The organism is Chryseobacterium metallicongregator (genome assembly GCF_031324065.1).
Classification (GTDB): domain Bacteria; phylum Bacteroidota; class Bacteroidia; order Flavobacteriales; family Weeksellaceae; genus Chryseobacterium; species Chryseobacterium metallicongregator.
In genome coordinates, this window is record NZ_JAVIXS010000004.1 from 112,423 (window position 1) to 128,178 (window position 15,756).

Genomic DNA, 15,756 nt, shown 5'->3' on the forward strand with positions numbered 1-15,756 from the left:
TTTGTTTTTAATTAATTTTTACGAAATGCTTTATAAAAAGCAGTTTCAATTTCTTCCTGATCACTTTCTGTATATCTTCTCGAAAAGTGAATCGGAATGGCTTCTTTCACCTGACATTCATTCATGATTTTTCCTGATGCTGAAGCAAAACTATGATAGTTGATCTTTGCAAATTCCTGATCAGAGTCCTTGTAGAATGTTTCGATATATACCAAATCCGTTCCTGCAAAAACCGCTTTTATTTTGTCATAATTGTTTTCGGCTACTGCATGGTCCATGATGACACCAAGTTTGTAACCTTCATTAAGGGTTAATAAGTGGAACAATTCTGTTGCTTTGTAAACATTCCCTTCGATTTCAATCTCTTTCTCTGTATCATTATTTTCAAATGCAGTCTTCAGCTCACCAATCCACTTTCCTTTTTTGAAATCTGAAGCATTTTCACTGAAGCTTACCGTGTCTTTTTCTTTAAACAAATAAGCAATAGAATCTGTTTTGTGATCCAGAATAGCAAAGTCAACGTTGACATATTCGTCTTCAAACAGGAAATTCTGGGTGTTGATCAATTCCATATCCCATTGTGGCGGACGAAGGGTGTAAACATTAACTTCATCTTTTGAAACAATCTCACGGATTTCGTAGGCAATTGCCTTTTCATCAATCAGATTCCAAGTGTAAGATTTTAATCTTGCTTCAACTTGTAGATGGATATTTTTCGGTCCGCAAATCACTACTTTTTCACCACTTCCGATCTGATGTCTGAAAATTCCGTCGAAATTTGAAAAGTGATCTATATGCGTATGACTGATGAATATTGCGGATATGGACTGAACTTCTTTCACAGTCAATAAACTCGCTTCCCCACAATCGCACAAATAATGCTTTCCGGAATTAGGAATTTTGATTAATATACTGATGTCTTCTTTTAAAAGACTTTTTATTTCTGCTTGTAACATAGTTTTCTTTTTTTGAACCATAAATCTTTATAACATTTGCCATTTTGAATGAATCTTAAAATATATTTTCACTTTTAACAATTGAAATTCCTAACGGAATGACAAACTTACTGCATAATGAAAATCAAATTTCTAAGACTTATGTTGCCTCTATGGTTTAGTTTATACATAAAAAAGTTTCGGTAAAAATTTACCGAAACTATACTTTAAGAGTCATCAACTCTTTTTTTATAAAATCAATGACTAAAGAATTCAACTTTTTGTTGATCCTTTTCTGCTCTTCTTTTTCAATAGTTGCAAAAGCTGCCGGGAAGTCTTTCTGGAAATCCTCTAAAATATCCTGTGAAAAAAGACCAATTAGCTTACCTATCATTTTAGGTTCGAATTCGCCGATTTTGCTCACCACATTATTCAATCTGTTGGCTGTAGCATATTTTTGGATTTCCTCCCAGATTTCCTGAGCTTTTTCGCTGAAGTGAATCTGTTTCTGAACAGTTTTACCCTCTTTTTTAACCATTTTGGACTTTTCTACCCATTTTTCATTCTTATTTTTAAGAATAATTCTGGCTCCGTTTCCAAAGTATCTGGTTTTCAAAGTTTTTACGATGGTTCCTTCACACCTATTGTCTTCCAATTCGGGTAATCCCAGCCAAGCCGGAATTTTTGAATTGAAAACATTAGGGAATTTCAAAGCTTCTTCAAGACTTCCCTGAAACAAAATTTTTGCATAGAAAAATCCTGTTTCTTCAAAAATCTGATTGACAACTTCTGTATCTAAATAGGTAATACCATTCAGTTTAATATCGAAAGCGTAAAATTCGTTGTAAGGTGCATATTCAATACCTTTCTGTACTTTTACAGCATCTTTTACGGGTTCTACTTCTTTATGTTTGTAACCGCCACCGAACAATTCACCGTAGATCACTACAGTTTCTACATCCGGATGAATGGTTTTTACTTTTTGAAACACTTCTATTACATTTTTTCTGTAGCGTTCCAACATCTGATGGGCATTGAAAAATTTCTCATCTTTTTCGATGAAAGCAGTTCTCTTAGCGATTTTAATTTCCTTTCCGTCGGTAAAGAAAGAGAAATTAGCTCCGTGAACTTTTTCCTGTACAATGAAAACCTCATCCCCAAAACCCTGCATCCTGATCTGTTCGATCACGCGGGCCTGGTAAGCATTTTCTATAGCGTTATATGTTTTGAAAATCATTTTGTTTTAGTTTTTAATCGTTTCTGATTCGTTTTTTTCCATCTGGGTACTATGTCTTTGGGCATGGAGTGCCAGAAAATAAATATATTCATATACATTAATTTTCCCCAGGTCATTCACTGTCATTGTCGTTTTATACAAGAGTCCTTCCCCATTTTTCATTACTTCAAGATAGTTTAAACATTGAAGATATTGCTGGTTAATTAAGTTTCGGATTTCATTCAAACTCAATTCTCCTTTCGGCTCCATATGTTCTGGTCTTATCCATTTAAAAGCACCATATTCTCCTACTTTGTCAAAATTTTCTTTGTTGAAACTGTAATTTTTTATTTCAGATTCAATATCAAGATCTAAAGAATTCTTCATTGCTTTTTTGAAACCTTTTTCGATAAGGATCAGCAGGTAAAAATTTGTAAGATAAATGTGCTCTAAAATCTGCTGAACCGTCCAGCCTCCATTAGAAGGCTGATGATTCAACATTTTTTTATCTTTTTCAAACCATCCATCCACTTCGTCAAATGTGAGTTTCAAATGGCTTTTTATATCTTCGATAAATCTAAAAATGTTCATTACAATTTTTTAAAGTTTTGCAGCAGGTTTAAGATATTTTCCTTTCCTACCGGATTCATGGAGTGACAATAGAATTCTGGAAGGTCCAGATAATTGTCCATGCAATATTCTATCAGCCATTTGGCACAGTCGTTTCCTGTTTTTTCAACAAATTCCTGAGAATTCTGTTTCAAATAGTGCTCGTCCGCAAGATCATGGTCAAAAGAGATCATTTCCGGAAGGCCTTTTTCCAGAATTCTGTTGACAAACTGTTCGTAATTTCGAACGATATGCCAGTCGCTTCTGAGGAAAATATCCTGTTTAGTATAATGATAAGCCTCAATCGGGTATCTTATATCATCCAGAAATAGTAATCTTTTTGTTTTTTCCATGAGTTAATTTTTATAGTTTTTAAGCTTCCAGCTTTATTACACCATCATATCAGCACAATTGGAACTTGCGAAGGCAAAAGGTTTTGCTTTAAACACATATCCCATTCCGAGAATATATCCCATGGCATCTTTCAATGCTACATTGGATTTAAAATCGGGATCGGTATTAATGTCTGCGTGTACCTCCATTTCCACACCATAAGCATCCAACACAGAGCAGATCGCGTATGCAATTTCTACGGATTTGTTGACCTCATTCAGCATTCGCTCTTTGATACTGATACTCTGTATTTCTCTTTCTTTTCTGATAAAGGTAAACGCTCCTTTTCCCTCACGAATAAATACTACTGCTGTAGCATAGTTGATGGCATCTCCGTATACATGAGAGTCTGATCCCACACATACTTTCAGACGATGTCCGTTGGCCTGTTCGCGGAGGATGGCTTCTTCTACCAGCTGCGTGATAGAGTGTTGGAAAATTTTTCCATTCATATTCTGCCATGTTTGTTGTTGCGTTTCCATTTTTTCTACATGTTTTAAATTTTGTTTTAAATTAATTTGTGAATTGTGAATCGTCAATTCGTTTTACCGTCAATTTTTAAAGATTCATTTGCAAAGCAAAATTCACTATTGACCATTCATTTTTAGCACTCCGAACCGGACTCGAACCGATACCATCAGTTTTGGAGACTGAGATGCTGCCATTATACTATCAGAGTAAATACTGTTAATTCATTAGGACTCGAACCTAAACTCCAAGAATCAAAATCTTGTGTGCTGCCTATTACACTATGAATCAATTTTATGAATAATGAGTAATTGGTAATAAGTAATATCAAAAATCAGTCAGGTATCAATGATTGCTCATTGCTTATTACTTATCATTCATGTTTTTGCGGAACAGACAGGAATTGAACCTGTACTTTAGTTTTTCAGACTAACGTGCAGACCTTCTACATCACTCTTCCGGATTTTATAAGTAATGAGTAATATGAAAATCTATGACTGGCATTATTACGCATTGCTCATTATTTATTGCTTATTTTTGGTACAGGAAGAGGGATTCGAACCCCCAAAAGCTTGATCCTAAATCAAGAGTGTCTGCCATTCCACCATTCCCGCAGGTTTTTTATGAGTAATGAGTAATTGGTAATAAGTAATATAAAAACCTATGGTTATTACTTATTGCTCATTGCTTATTGCTCATGTTTTGTACCTCTCCCCAGATTCGAACTGGGACTTTACGGGGTTTAAAGCCGTTTTCTCTGCCAATTGGAATAGAGAGGCGTAATTTATTAGTAATGGGTAATTAGTAATATGAAAATCTATGGTTATTACTTATTGCTCATCATATTGTGTCTAGGTTTGAGAAAGCTCTGTCTGTTGATAAACTATGCCTGTTAGTGTTTGTAAAGATCTTCTGCGCTTGACAAACCTTTCTCGTTTCCTAATTGTATTTTGGTTTAAAAAAGTAAAAGGCTGTCTGTTTTTATTGACTAAAGATCTTCTGCTCTCGACAGTCCTTTTTTCTCTTTTCTGCATTTTTTGTGTGAATGGTAACTGGCCAATTTTTTCAATAAAATCTGAACTTTCATGGTATTAATATCAATTCAATATTGACCAGCTATTCACATCCAGTACTCTATAAGGGAATCGAACCCTTGTTTTCTGCTCGAAAGGCAGGCGTCCTCACCGTTAGACGAATAGAGCATTAAGCCACTGACCAGGAATCGAACCTAAACAACAAGAGTACATTTCCTGCATGCTGCCATTACATTATCAGCGGCTGGTGGAAGTAGTAGGATTCGAACCTACTCAGCAATGAAGCAACAGATTTACAGTCTGCCCCGACTCTCCAACTTCGGCGTACTTCCGTATTTTATGAGCAATTAATAATGATTAATAAGTAATTCCTCATTTTTCCTTTTAAAAAGAAAAGGTCTGTCTTTATTGAATGTTTGATTAAAGATCTTCTGCGCTCGACAGCCTTTTTCTTTTATTAATAAAGGATATTTCATAAGAGTAATAATATTTCATTTGTGTATTTCCCTTTCTATTATTTTCCCTTTTTTGAGATGGTTATGGGATTCAAACCCACTCAGTTTACACAACGGTTTTGCAGACCGCCCCGACTCTTCCACTTCGGCGAACCATCAGATTAAAAAATAAAGTCTGTCTTCATTTGTTTGATATAAGAACTTCTGCGCTTGACAAACTTTATTTTACCTAAAAATTTATAAATGATATTCCTACTTTTAATGAATCCGGAGAGAAGAAAAGCCTGTCTCTATTTTTCGTGTTTGGCGTAAAGATCTTCTGCTCTCGACAAACTTTTACTTTTTCTCCTGAAACAATTAACAATTAGTTACCTGCGATTCTGGAAAGACTCGAACTTTCAACTTCCGGTTTAACAGACCGGTGCTCTGCCATTGAGCTACAAAATCATTGTAATTCCGGAAGGACTCGAACCTTCAACCTTCGGTGTATCAGACCGACACTCTAACCACTTGAGCTACGAAATCATTTGCATTCCATAAGGGGATCGAACCCTTGTCGTTCGGTAGAAAGCCGAATGCACTTACCACTATGCTAATGGAACAAATTGTCTGGAAAGCAAGACTCGAACTTGCGACCTCCCGCGTCCAAGACGGGTAAACAACCACCGTTATCTTTCCAGCTTTGGGGTTCACTTCCGTTTCTTTTCCGGGAGACAGCCGGATGGGAAAGTTTCCATGAACCTTTTTGTGATTCCGAGAGGATTCGAACCTCTAACCCTGGGTTTAGAAAACCCATGCTCTATCCAGTTGAGCTACGGAACCGTTTTTGTAATCCCAGAAAGATTTGAACTTTCAACCCCCGGTTTAAAAGACCGGTGCTCTAACCATTTGAGCTATGAGATTGTTTTGGTTTTGTGAATCATCAATAATCAATTTGCTTGGCTTGCTAATTTTAAAATTCACATTCTTTGTAATCTCAGAAGGACTCGAACCTTCAACCTTCGGTGTCGTAAACCGACGCTCTATCCAATTGAGCCATGAGATTTTCTACTTTGGGTATCTCCGGGGATCGAACCCTGTTCTCCGGTTCCACAGACCGGCGCTTTACCAAATAAGCTAAAGAAACCATAAAAAAAGCGCCTCTTTTCGGGAGGCGCTTCATATATTTAAACGTAAGAGATCATTAGCTGACCCACGTATATAAGCACCTTTTATCCACAATTCCACTTTCAAGAATACACGCAACACCTGTCGGCTCCTGTCCGAATAGTCTTGAATATTGATTGAATATGCTGTGTAACTGTTTCATTTTATTTTTGTTTGTTTCTAAATTATTTTTAACTGAATCCTGAAAACCTGTTGCTTTCAATTTTCGGTTGCAAAGTAAATATGATTTTTTTTTACCTGCAAATAAATTTTCAAATTAAAATACTGACAATCAATTAATTACATTTGAATTTTAGAATAGAGAATTTCTGTCCGCAATATTTTGCGGATATCTTAATTACCTAAATGACTGTCTCTCACTGGGTTGCTTATCACTCTATTTTATCGTATTAAAGTTTCATTGTTTATTAAAAAATTTTCATGTTTACGGTTATTTTTTTTCATTCTAAATAATTTCTGACCTAAAAAACAAAAAACGCCTCGGTTTTCCGAGGCGTTTCTGTTGTATTTTGATTAATTTTTTACAAGTTTATAGTAAATAATTTCCAAAGTCAGCACATTTCGCCTCATTCCATATCACCTCATCACGTCCAAATAATCCTTTATTAGAAGGACTTTTGAATAGTTCTGCATTGATATGTGCTCTTTGTATTGTCATAATTTTCTGGTGCAAAGATAAATCTTTTTGGTATCATTTTTATAATATTTACAATTTCTGGAAGGTTTTATATACGCAAAGGCGCAAAATAATATCAAAAAATTGTGCTTTAAGGCGCGAGGATTTTATCTCCGATAAAATTTAATACTGCTAATTAATATTGCTAAATAATGCAATTAATTAATAAGCTAACCTTGTTGAAAATCTTTGATTTTTTTTGCGACTTAAAAAAATTATAGATAAAACTTATAAAACCTTTGCGTCTTTGCAATTTTTCAACAAAAATAGAATTGTTAAGTTATCTTTTATTTCAAGAGTTTCTTATCTTTATGGATCAATTACAATTGATTTGATGAAGCGGATGATATTTCTTTTCCAAAGAGAAATTTTTCTTTAATTTTTAAATTCTTCAATCTTTAAATATTTAATTCCTGAACATCTTATTTCTTCCTGTTTTGAATCTTGAGATATCTTTCAAAATCACCTCATCATCAGGATTAAAAAACTTCAGTTCATTCACAATTTCGGATCGGGTGCTTACTTTTTCAGCAATGATTTCATAAGCTATATTTCTTGTAACGGTATGGAGTTTCGGATCTTTCTTGAATTCATATTTCATAACGTCCAGATACGTGATTTTTTTGTGAGCCGGAGCTTTTTTATATAAATTCTGTATTTCAGACTCCAACTTTTTAATATCAAAAATATTGGCGAAATAATTATTCAAACAGTTGAAAGCATCTTTATCTTCTTCCCATCCTTTCAGCAGTACTTTTTGTGCCTCTTCTATTTTTTCCATTTTTCTGCGGTATACCAAAGAAGCTTTTACCATCTGACTGTTTTTCACATAATCATCAGCAACCATTTGATAATAGTGATGAGCGTTTTTAAGGTCGTTGATTTCTTTATAGAGATCTCCTACTTTTTCTTTCTGCTCCATTTCTTTATAAAGATCAATGGCTTTTTTATGTTGCTTTGCTTTTTCATAACAAACGGCAGCATCGGATTTATTGTTCAGTTTTTTTAGGTATACTACTGCTGCTTCATTGTAGAGCTCACCATTTTCTAATGTTTTTGCTCCTCTGTAGTTATCCTGAAGGAGATTCATATAAACTCTCGCAGCTTTTTTATAATCTTTTTCAGCAATGTATTTTTCGGCCAGCTCTTCATATTTGCTTCGGATTCTGTCAAAAAGTGAGTTTTCCAGATAGAAACTACTGCTCCCACTGCCTTTACGTCCTGCTGAATTTCTGTTGTTTTGTTCTTTATCTTTTAAGGAAGTGATCACAATGAGGATAATAAACGCCACAATTAAGAAAATACCCAATGTTCCTGCCACACTCCAGAAACTTTCATGGAATAGCTGGGCAACAATTCCGACAATCTTAAACATGGCCAACAGTACAAATGCTGCCATAAATTTGTCTATAAATTTCTGTCTATTCATCATCATCGGAGTTTAAAATGGTTTTATCTTCTCTAAACAGACGGTAAAGGAGTAACAGCACACAAATTACCAGAACCCATACAAACCAGTTGTATCCAAACATTTTTACCAACGGGTAAAATAAATACACCAGCATGGCTACAAGAATTGCTATTAAAACAAACTTTACCCAGTTGGGTACATTGTCTCCACCAAGGTTTAACAATTTATTTTTAAACAGGAATGAGTACAATCCTACTCCGGCAATCATCAGGATTACCATATACAGAATATCTGAAACGGGAGCTTCTTTTTCTAAAGGAGTTCCTTCTGAACCCATTCCTTTTACTTTAGATTTGTCGATTGAAGCAGAAGAAGGATCCACGACCTCCAGTGTACCGTAAAGTTTCCCTAGTGAATCTGCCATCAATGCCTTCTTCTTTTTCAGAAGATATTTTACAACATCACCATTCACCGGTTTTCCTTTGGTGTATTGCTTTAGAGAATCTGAAATTTTACGTTTCAGATTTTCAGTTTTTTGTTCAATATGTTTTGTAATTTTCTGGGTGTAAATGGTTTTAAGGGAATCTCTGCTCTGCTTTTCTTTATGAACAAGCTTTTCAATATCCCTTCCTATTTCGCTTACATCTCTTCCACCTCCTTTCTTATAATTTTCTTTGTCTTCTTTCGTTTTGGATTCTATGATTCCTGCATGAATAAGCTCTTTGGATAATCCTTTTCTCTGCTGGTGATATATTGAATCTATCTTAAGATCAATTTCCGAAGTTCCGGACTGGAAAGCAATCATATCCGAAGGAGCTTTTACCGCATTGTTTGCTATCTTTCCTGAAGAAGGAGTTTCTTCTTTCTGTTCAGAACTATTTTTATCTGAAGGTAATGCAATCTTTAAAACGATCGCTGCAATAATAACTGCCCAAAATACTCTGCGAAAATTTCTGGTTCCTGCACTCTCCTTTTTACCTCCTGCACCACCAAATAATCCTTCCAGCCAGGTAAATTTACCAAATCCATCTCCTCTCGAAGTTCCCATAACATCGAGAGAAACGCCCAATTCTACAGCTCTTTCGGGGTATTTTTCAATATATTTTAAGTATTTTTCTATTTCTTTTTTATTTCCGGCCATTACTTTTTTAAGATCAAATGGCAGATCGTTCATCCATTCTTCTTCGGTTTGTTTGGGCTGTAATGCTTCCATTACTTTTTCATCATCCATCTCCACCGTGTAGCTTTCAATTTTTTGAGGGATTGAAACTCCGTTCAGTGGTTTTCTGATGGTTTCATTTATGGTTTCCGGCTGTTGAATTAATGAAATCCAGTCGATTTCTTCTGAGAGTTTTACCAATCCGAATTCGGGATGCATAATCAAAAAACGGCAATCAAGCTGTACCCAGTCTTCAGGATTTATTTTGGGATAAAACGTTGTATTTTCAGGGATGAAAAGTCTGTCATCCACCTTTTGAAAGTAGCTATTTCGTCCTATTTCCTGTGGAGCATGGTCATCAAAAATAAGAAAACATCCATACAGCACATTGGGGCTGTCTGCCGGAATAGCATAAGATTTAACCTGGTGTAAATTAATTCCAAGGACTTCCATTTCCTGAAGCCATACCACAGGCGAAGAACCTTTGATCAAAAGTCCTTTTTTGGGATAGTTATTTTTCGGGAAAGGTTTTATTCTAAGCTCCATAATCCAAAATCTGTTCTATAAACGGTTTTAAAAACCTGTCACACATATCATCCATGGTTCTTACTTTCAACAGGGCGTGCTCCGGAAGATAATATTCTGATCCTCCAAATTCCGTATAAGTTGCCAGTGATAGAAAGCCTCCCAAAGTAGAGGGAATAAAGAATTCTTCAATGCTTTTGTTACTGCTTCTGAATGTCAGCATTCCTCGTGAATCGGTAATAATTTCACTTCCATCCGGAAATGTAAATTTATTTTTATTCTGCTCTGCGAAAATTTTAATATCATATTTATTTTTGGAAAAATCCAGGGTGTTTTCAGAAGCACTGTATAATTCATTTCCTGAAACAACCAGATTTTGAAAGGTGTTGATTCCGATCTTATTGAAATTATTAACAATTCTCAACCCGCTTCCCTGCAATTTTGCCACTTCCGCTTCTGCTTTTATATTATTTTTTTCAAATTCTTTATCCTTTCCGGTAATAGGCTCTACAGAAATGTTCCCATCAATATTTATTTTATAATGAGTAACGCTATCCGGATGATGGAGATAAAAATTCCGTCCAAAATAAATCAATCTGTAAGACTCCGGAATATTCATCCCTGTAAGGTTCTGGTCAGAATATTCTCCGGTATTAAGATTAAGTTTTAAAATAAGTTTCTGTTCAGGATGGTACTGACAGAGAATAAAGTGCTGCTGTCTGTTTTTTGCAAGAGCAAACTGTCCTTTGGGTTTTATGGAAATTTGATCAAACAGTACTTCACAGCCATGATGTGTTTTATAATAATCATAGGAATGTCTGTCATAATAATTATCGGAAAGATAAGTCTTCAGCAATTGTTTTTTTGAACTCAGAATGAAAAATTCGCCTTCATATAAGAACTTAGCAATCTTATTAACGGGTGTTGGGAATAAGATCGGATAATTTTGCGGAAGATCTGTTTTCCTTCCATTAAAGTTCTGAGCAGATTGTTTTTGCTGCGGCGGATTGGCCCACATCTCCTGCAATGGAAGTTTTATTTTCTGAATATGTTTTCTTGCTCCTTTATGATGTTTATAAAAATTAATTTCACCATCTGAAGCTGTTGTCACCAAAAACTTCAGTTTATCTCTGTTCTGATGTACAACCCGCTGAATTTCCTCATCAGCCATATTATCCTGATGGGTAATAAAGAAAACTTCAATATCTTTTTCTGAATGATGTTCGTTAAAAAACTTCTCCAGGGCTTCCGAAACTTCCAGAACTGCACTTACCTGATTAAGGTTTTCCACCACTTCTTCCACTTTGTTCAAAGCAATAGGAGTAGCTGCCTGCCCTAAAGCCAGAACTTTACATTCAGAATGGGCTTTGGGATGTTTAATAACGGCTATTGCAGAGGCATAAGCCAATACCTTCGGCGTTCCCCAGTTTCTAAGGGAAGTATCAATCAGGATAATTCTTTCAAAAATATTTTCTTCAGGCGGAATTTCTCTTTGAATATAAAGGGCTTCGTTATTGGCAACACGATTCATAAAGACATCATCTTCATTGGCAAATTCGGAAAGAAGCATCCTGTGAAAATCACCTTTGTTGGTCATATCAGAAATTCCTCCGATAGGTTGTTCACCGGGAGAGAGATGACGCATCGGAATTTTCAGCCCGCTCCATATTCTTTTAATGAGGCTTCCCACCTGAAATGTCTTAGGTTCTTCAATTAATTCTCTGATAAAATCTTTATCGGTATCTGCAGTTGTTTCTTCTTCTATCACCTCATCATCCAGCTCTGGCTCATGTATCAATCCTTTCATGGCATCGATGATGGATTGCATGGTAGGAAACTTTTCGTTCAGGTTCAGAGCACTTAAATCTTTGTTTAAAGCAGATGAACCTTCGTCATGTTTTTCTGCACTGGAAGCAAGTTCCTGTGGTCTTTTATAATAGAATCTTAGGAAACCATCGGAAAGGCTTGGAGACAATCTGTTGTGTCCGTTTTCAAAAAGAGTCTGCAGCAGTACAATTCTGTTCTGTCTTTGTTTATAGGCTTTAGGAAGTGATTTTATTTTTTCAAGAAATTCAATTTGTTTTTCTACACTGAATTCAAAATCCTCTCCGCTATAAAACTCTGCTGTACGTCTTAATGGACTGGTAAAATCTGTATAGCCATCCTGCATCGCATATAAAACCATAAGCAATGCCCCGAACGGAGGCCATCCCTGCGGTTGAAGCTCTTTCAGAATCTCCATTACATAAGGCCTGTAAGCAATTGCTCCCACTCCAGGGATGGAGAGGAGATTATTTTCATGATAACCGGAATCTCCGGGAACATCTTCATCTGTTTTCCATTCCCAAAAGTAATTTTCGTAGGACTGGAAATAAGTCTTTAATTCCATTCTCTTGATTTTTCGGTAAGACGGAATGAGCTTACGGACAACGAACGAAAATCGGTATCTTTCATTAAAATACAGTTCCCATTTTCATCCCATAACAGCCATCCTTCCGGCTCTTTATTATATTTCTGCTGCAACAGTGGGCTTACATTTTTAAATTCAAAATCCAGACCGGCAGGCAGTAAATGTCTGTCTTTAGTCCAATAGGTTTTTCCGGGAAAGCTGAGTAAAGGAACTCCTACAAACAGTGCTTGATCTCCCAGTAAAGTCCATTGTATTTTTTCAAGTTTAAATTTGGGCAATGCTACAATACGGTCTTTAATATCAGCAATATTACAGAGTAAAGCGATGGCCGGCTGTTCTTCATTACTTTCTTTTAGTTGTATCTGAATCTGCTTGTGAATCCCAAAATAGTTTTGGTTTGAAGGGGGAAGACTAAGTTGTAATGCTTTGTCTATAGGAATCCAGAGCAATGCTGTTCTCATTTTTTTACTGGGAACCAAAGCCTCTTTTCTGAATAAAAGGCCATCACGAAGTTCATATAAAATAAAATCGGGCAATTGTTGTATTTCTGAGGCTGTTGCTTGTTCTTCGGTAAAACCTTTCAGCCAGATCGTTTCATCCTCTACAGCAATCTGAATATTCTTCCAGTCTCGGATTGAGCCCAGAAAGTCTTCATCTGCCCGGGGAATTTCCGCCCAGAATTCTTTTAAACGCTTTGAAGAATCTTCTGCCATAAGCTTTCAATTTCTTGCTGGATATACTGCTTCTGTTCCGGATTTCTGATCCAGTCGCAACGGGTCTGCAGATATCTCAGTTTATCTTTTATTACATTCTGTTCTTCAAAACTCAATGTTCCTCCATTCCATTTTTCCACAAGAATTTTTACGTCTTTCATGACTTCTTCAGGATTGGGAGTTTTGTTTTGCATGGCCTGTGGATGGGAATCCGGATGGTCATCTTTCTCAATTGTTCTGTTGATAATTCCTTCCAGAATTTCAATCTGTTCTTCGGTATCCCAGATATGCTTCAACACCCACAAATCAGAAAGTACGGCTTCTTTTCTTCCACAGATCAGAGCACTTGCAGCAATCAGGTTCTGAAGTTTTACAGCTCTACGGTCAGAAATGGTAATCCCTGTATTTCTGAGGCTCATGATTGTGTTCAGATATACTTCATAAATGGGTTTAAGGTCTATTGTCCGGCATAGGCTCTGGAGCTGCCTGATTTCATCGGCATGGATTTCCGGAATTTCCGTTTCTTCTTCGTTTTCCAGTTTTCTTCCTGCCAAAAGTACCTGTTGTAAAAGTTCAGGATTGACATAGTCTACGTTAATTCTTATCAGAAAACGGTCAAATAATGCATTCAGTGCTTCATCTTCCGGAAGAACATTACTTGCTCCTACAAACATCAGTGCAGGAAGGTGTTTGGTTTCTTTTCCTCTTTTAAATATTTTTTCATTGAGTGCCGTCAGAAGGGAATTCAAAATTGCCGAGTTCGCATTGAAGATCTCATCAAGAAAAACCATTGAGGCTTCGGGCATCATTCCTTCTGTATTGGTCAAAAGCTCCCCTTCTTTCAGTTTTCTGATATCAAAAGGTCCGAAAATTTCGTTCGGTTCTGTAAAACGGGTTAACAGATATTCAAAGTTTTTTCCGTCTTTTACTGTTTTTGCCAATGTTCTGACAATAGCTGATTTTGCAGTACCCGGAGGTCCGTACAAAAAGGCATTTTCTCTGGCCAAAAGGCATATTCCCAATAGGTCTACGACATCATTTTTACCTACAAAAGTATCTTTTACGTAGTTAAGGACGGTATTAAGCTGATTTATATTTTGGTTCATTGATTTTAAAAATTAAAATTTCCACCACTTTTTCTTCGGGTTTTTCTCTTCTTCTTTATTTTCTGCCTGTTCATTTCTTTTACTGAATGAAAAAGCCAGTCTCTGATAAGGCACTTTGATATCGAAATACAGCTGTGTTCCGTCATCCAGTGTAAGGGCATCCATGATTTTATCTCCATCCTTAACCAGACTTTGTGAAACATCCTGTTTATTGAGGTGATGTCTGATCAGATCTCTTTCGTCAGAAATTCTTGTGATCATATAAGGAGAATCTTTGGTTCCGTCTCCTGTTTTTTCAAGGCATTCAAAAATAAGCTGTGCTATGGTCATTTCAATATTCCTTCCTTTTTCATCACCCAGCTCTTTGTAAGCAAAATATTTACAGATATGTGCTCTGGGACTCAACAAAATATTGACGTTGACATATTGTATAACCTCTTCAAATTTACTTTCATTCAGTAAATCCTGCATGTTTTCAATGTCTTCGGAATAGGGATCATATTCAGGATTATTGATCACCAGTTCACGGCATTTCAGGAATGTTTCTTTTGTAGGGTCAGTTAAAAATTCAAATACTTTCTCATACGTTTTCATTGTGGTCTTCGGTTATAGTTTTTAGTTCTCGCCAGAATGTATCTTTGTGCATTCCGAATTCGGCTATTAGTAATTTATTAATAAACGGAATTTCCGCCAGTTTATAATCTCTTTTTTCAACAATTCTTTCCAGATAGAGTTTTCTGTATGTATTGTCTTTCAGTTCTTCTTTCCAGTTCACGTTCTTCAGATCAAGATCATACCCTATTCCGGAATAGTGAAACCGTGTCAGAATATTTTCCAGCATGGTTATTATTGGATCTTCAGGATCAACAGTATTTAAAGCAACTATTACCTGTGGCAAAAATCTCAGGGATAAATCTGCAGATAAGATAGAAGGAATGTCCCGTATTCCATTGAATCGGGGAATAAGATTGTCAATATTTTTTTCTGTATTTTCTCTAATGAGATAAAGCTGTACACTATGGTAGAGCACTTTGGCAGCCCAAACAGATGTTTCTTTGCTGCAGATTAATTGATCTGACAAAAATTCAAGTCTTTCTTTTTCGAATTCAGTTTCAAAATAATCTCCTGCTTCCGCCTCTTCCTGAGGGGAAATTTGCTGTAAGTTTGAAAAAAGAGTAATACATTCTTCTTTACGAAGCAAAAAGATCGTGTCTAAAAACGGTGACTTGGTTTCCATGATCTAACAAAAATAAAATTATTTCGTTGAGAATAAAATTTTTGCGAAGAAGATTCGTGTTAAATATGGATTCTTTGGGGGAATTATATGGTTGGAAAACGCAAAGGCGCAAAGGTTATAGCATTATGTTGTTTTTAAGGCACAAGAAAATCAAAGATTTTCAGCAAAATAAATCTTACAATCTAAACCTTATAGATTTTTAAAACCTACAAGGTTTGAAATTACGTATTCATTACTATACT

General features: G+C 35.9%; 14 protein-coding genes and 15 tRNA genes. All 29 read right to left on the bottom strand.

Annotation, left to right across the window (positions count from 1 at the left end):
- Positions 1-11: 11 nt before the first annotated feature.
- Positions 12-956 carry an MBL fold metallo-hydrolase gene (locus tag REB14_RS07000; RefSeq protein WP_079243843.1) on the bottom strand — a complete coding sequence of 315 codons (945 nt, stop codon included), beginning with the start codon at positions 954-956 and terminating at the stop codon, positions 12-14.
- A 199-nt stretch (positions 957-1,155) separates the two neighbouring features.
- Positions 1,156-2,172 (bottom strand): RNA ligase, Rnl2 family, encoded by a 1,017-nt coding sequence (locus tag REB14_RS07005; RefSeq protein ID WP_309521851.1) that lies wholly within the window; start codon positions 2,170-2,172, stop codon positions 1,156-1,158.
- 6 nt (positions 2,173-2,178) lie between these two features.
- Complete coding sequence (locus REB14_RS07010) at positions 2,179-2,742, bottom strand: DinB family protein (RefSeq protein ID WP_079240491.1); 564 nt, start codon at positions 2,740-2,742, stop codon at positions 2,179-2,181.
- Complete coding sequence (locus REB14_RS07015) at positions 2,742-3,113, bottom strand: cyclic-phosphate processing receiver domain-containing protein (RefSeq protein ID WP_079240490.1); 372 nt, start codon at positions 3,111-3,113, stop codon at positions 2,742-2,744. Before REB14_RS07015 ends, REB14_RS07010 begins: the two co-directional genes overlap by 1 nt.
- 36 nt (positions 3,114-3,149) lie before the next feature.
- Complete coding sequence (locus REB14_RS07020; RefSeq protein WP_034693776.1) at positions 3,150-3,635, bottom strand: ribonuclease H-like YkuK family protein; 486 nt, start codon at positions 3,633-3,635, stop codon at positions 3,150-3,152.
- 126 nt (positions 3,636-3,761) lie between these two features.
- Positions 3,762-3,832 (bottom strand) — tRNA-Trp (locus tag REB14_RS07025).
- 177 nt (positions 3,833-4,009) lie between these two features.
- Positions 4,010-4,081, bottom strand: a tRNA-Phe gene (locus REB14_RS07030).
- Between the two features lie 78 nt (positions 4,082-4,159).
- Positions 4,160-4,235: transfer RNA gene (locus REB14_RS07035), tRNA-Leu, on the bottom strand.
- Between the two features lie 91 nt (positions 4,236-4,326).
- Positions 4,327-4,400 (bottom strand) — tRNA-Leu (locus tag REB14_RS07040).
- A gap of 351 nt (positions 4,401-4,751) precedes the next feature.
- Positions 4,752-4,823, bottom strand: a tRNA-Glu gene (locus REB14_RS07045).
- A gap of 77 nt (positions 4,824-4,900) precedes the next feature.
- Positions 4,901-4,987: transfer RNA gene (locus REB14_RS07050), tRNA-Tyr, on the bottom strand.
- Positions 4,988-5,186: 199 nt separating this feature from the next.
- Positions 5,187-5,268 (bottom strand) — tRNA-Cys (locus REB14_RS07055).
- A 217-nt stretch (positions 5,269-5,485) separates the two neighbouring features.
- Positions 5,486-5,557 (bottom strand) — tRNA-Asn (locus REB14_RS07060).
- A gap of 4 nt (positions 5,558-5,561) precedes the next feature.
- Positions 5,562-5,635 (bottom strand) — tRNA-Ile (locus REB14_RS07065).
- A gap of 5 nt (positions 5,636-5,640) precedes the next feature.
- A tRNA-Glu gene (locus REB14_RS07070) sits at positions 5,641-5,712 on the bottom strand.
- A 6-nt stretch (positions 5,713-5,718) separates the two neighbouring features.
- Positions 5,719-5,790 (bottom strand) — tRNA-Pro (locus tag REB14_RS07075).
- Between the two features lie 68 nt (positions 5,791-5,858).
- Positions 5,859-5,932, bottom strand: a tRNA-Arg gene (locus REB14_RS07080).
- A gap of 7 nt (positions 5,933-5,939) precedes the next feature.
- A tRNA-Lys gene (locus REB14_RS07085) sits at positions 5,940-6,013 on the bottom strand.
- A 68-nt stretch (positions 6,014-6,081) separates the two neighbouring features.
- A tRNA-Arg gene (locus tag REB14_RS07090) sits at positions 6,082-6,155 on the bottom strand.
- 8 nt (positions 6,156-6,163) lie between these two features.
- A tRNA-His gene (locus REB14_RS07095) sits at positions 6,164-6,231 on the bottom strand.
- 62 nt (positions 6,232-6,293) lie between these two features.
- Positions 6,294-6,419, bottom strand: a complete 126-nt coding sequence (locus REB14_RS07100) for a hypothetical protein (protein WP_309521852.1) — start codon at positions 6,417-6,419, stop codon at positions 6,294-6,296.
- 387 nt (positions 6,420-6,806) lie between these two features.
- Positions 6,807-6,935, bottom strand: a complete 129-nt coding sequence (locus REB14_RS07105; protein ID WP_167595381.1) for a penicillin-binding protein — start codon at positions 6,933-6,935, stop codon at positions 6,807-6,809.
- A 424-nt stretch (positions 6,936-7,359) separates the two neighbouring features.
- On the bottom strand, positions 7,360-8,388 hold the full coding sequence (locus tag REB14_RS07110; RefSeq protein WP_309521853.1) for a soluble NSF attachment family protein: 1,029 nt from the start codon (positions 8,386-8,388) through the stop codon (positions 7,360-7,362).
- Positions 8,375-10,069, bottom strand: coding sequence for an APC family permease (locus REB14_RS07115; protein WP_309521854.1), 1,695 nt, complete (start codon positions 10,067-10,069; stop codon positions 8,375-8,377). Before REB14_RS07115 ends, REB14_RS07110 begins: the two co-directional genes overlap by 14 nt.
- On the bottom strand, positions 10,059-12,437 hold the full coding sequence (locus REB14_RS07120; RefSeq protein WP_309521855.1) for a hypothetical protein: 2,379 nt from the start codon (positions 12,435-12,437) through the stop codon (positions 10,059-10,061). Before REB14_RS07120 ends, REB14_RS07115 begins: the two co-directional genes overlap by 11 nt.
- The gene (locus tag REB14_RS07125; RefSeq protein ID WP_079240485.1) at positions 12,428-13,171 is read right to left on the bottom strand and encodes a hypothetical protein; all 744 of its coding nucleotides are present in this window, start codon (positions 13,169-13,171) and stop codon (positions 12,428-12,430) included. The genes REB14_RS07120 and REB14_RS07125 overlap by 10 nt, the downstream gene beginning before the upstream one ends.
- The gene (locus REB14_RS07130; RefSeq protein ID WP_309521856.1) at positions 13,144-14,277 is read right to left on the bottom strand and encodes an AAA family ATPase; all 1,134 of its coding nucleotides are present in this window, start codon (positions 14,275-14,277) and stop codon (positions 13,144-13,146) included. Before REB14_RS07130 ends, REB14_RS07125 begins: the two co-directional genes overlap by 28 nt.
- A 12-nt stretch (positions 14,278-14,289) precedes the next feature.
- A complete protein-coding gene (locus REB14_RS07135; RefSeq protein ID WP_079240483.1) occupies positions 14,290-14,871 on the bottom strand; it encodes a DUF4919 domain-containing protein in 582 nt (193 codons plus the stop codon).
- A complete protein-coding gene (locus REB14_RS07140) occupies positions 14,858-15,514 on the bottom strand; it encodes a hypothetical protein (protein WP_309521857.1) in 657 nt (218 codons plus the stop codon). The genes REB14_RS07135 and REB14_RS07140 overlap by 14 nt, the downstream gene beginning before the upstream one ends.
- Positions 15,515-15,756 lie beyond the last annotated feature (242 nt).

What these genes read in the sequence shown, in the direction of transcription:
- REB14_RS07015 (WP_079240490.1), bottom strand. Translation starts at nt 3,113, where the DNA reads ATGGAAAAAACAAAAAGATTACTATTTCTGGATGATATAAGATACCCG.
- REB14_RS07010 (WP_079240491.1), bottom strand. Translation starts at nt 2,742, where the DNA reads ATGAACATTTTTAGATTTATCGAAGATATAAAAAGCCATTTGAAACTC.
- REB14_RS07115 (WP_309521854.1), bottom strand. Translation starts at nt 10,069, where the DNA reads ATGGAGCTTAGAATAAAACCTTTCCCGAAAAATAACTATCCCAAAAAA.
- REB14_RS07005 (WP_309521851.1), bottom strand. Translation starts at nt 2,172, where the DNA reads ATGATTTTCAAAACATATAACGCTATAGAAAATGCTTACCAGGCCCGC.
- REB14_RS07020 (WP_034693776.1), bottom strand. Translation starts at nt 3,635, where the DNA reads ATGGAAACGCAACAACAAACATGGCAGAATATGAATGGAAAAATTTTC.
- REB14_RS07130 (WP_309521856.1), bottom strand. Translation starts at nt 14,277, where the DNA reads ATGAACCAAAATATAAATCAGCTTAATACCGTCCTTAACTACGTAAAA.
- REB14_RS07125 (WP_079240485.1), bottom strand. Translation starts at nt 13,171, where the DNA reads ATGGCAGAAGATTCTTCAAAGCGTTTAAAAGAATTCTGGGCGGAAATT.
- REB14_RS07100 (WP_309521852.1), bottom strand. Translation starts at nt 6,419, where the DNA reads ATGAAACAGTTACACAGCATATTCAATCAATATTCAAGACTATTCGGA.
- REB14_RS07120 (WP_309521855.1), bottom strand. Translation starts at nt 12,437, where the DNA reads ATGGAATTAAAGACTTATTTCCAGTCCTACGAAAATTACTTTTGGGAA.
- REB14_RS07135 (WP_079240483.1), bottom strand. Translation starts at nt 14,871, where the DNA reads ATGAAAACGTATGAGAAAGTATTTGAATTTTTAACTGACCCTACAAAA.
- REB14_RS07000 (WP_079243843.1), bottom strand. Translation starts at nt 956, where the DNA reads ATGTTACAAGCAGAAATAAAAAGTCTTTTAAAAGAAGACATCAGTATA.
- REB14_RS07110 (WP_309521853.1), bottom strand. Translation starts at nt 8,388, where the DNA reads ATGATGATGAATAGACAGAAATTTATAGACAAATTTATGGCAGCATTT.
- REB14_RS07105 (WP_167595381.1), bottom strand. Translation starts at nt 6,935, where the DNA reads ATGACAATACAAAGAGCACATATCAATGCAGAACTATTCAAAAGTCCT.
- REB14_RS07140 (WP_309521857.1), bottom strand. Translation starts at nt 15,514, where the DNA reads ATGGAAACCAAGTCACCGTTTTTAGACACGATCTTTTTGCTTCGTAAA.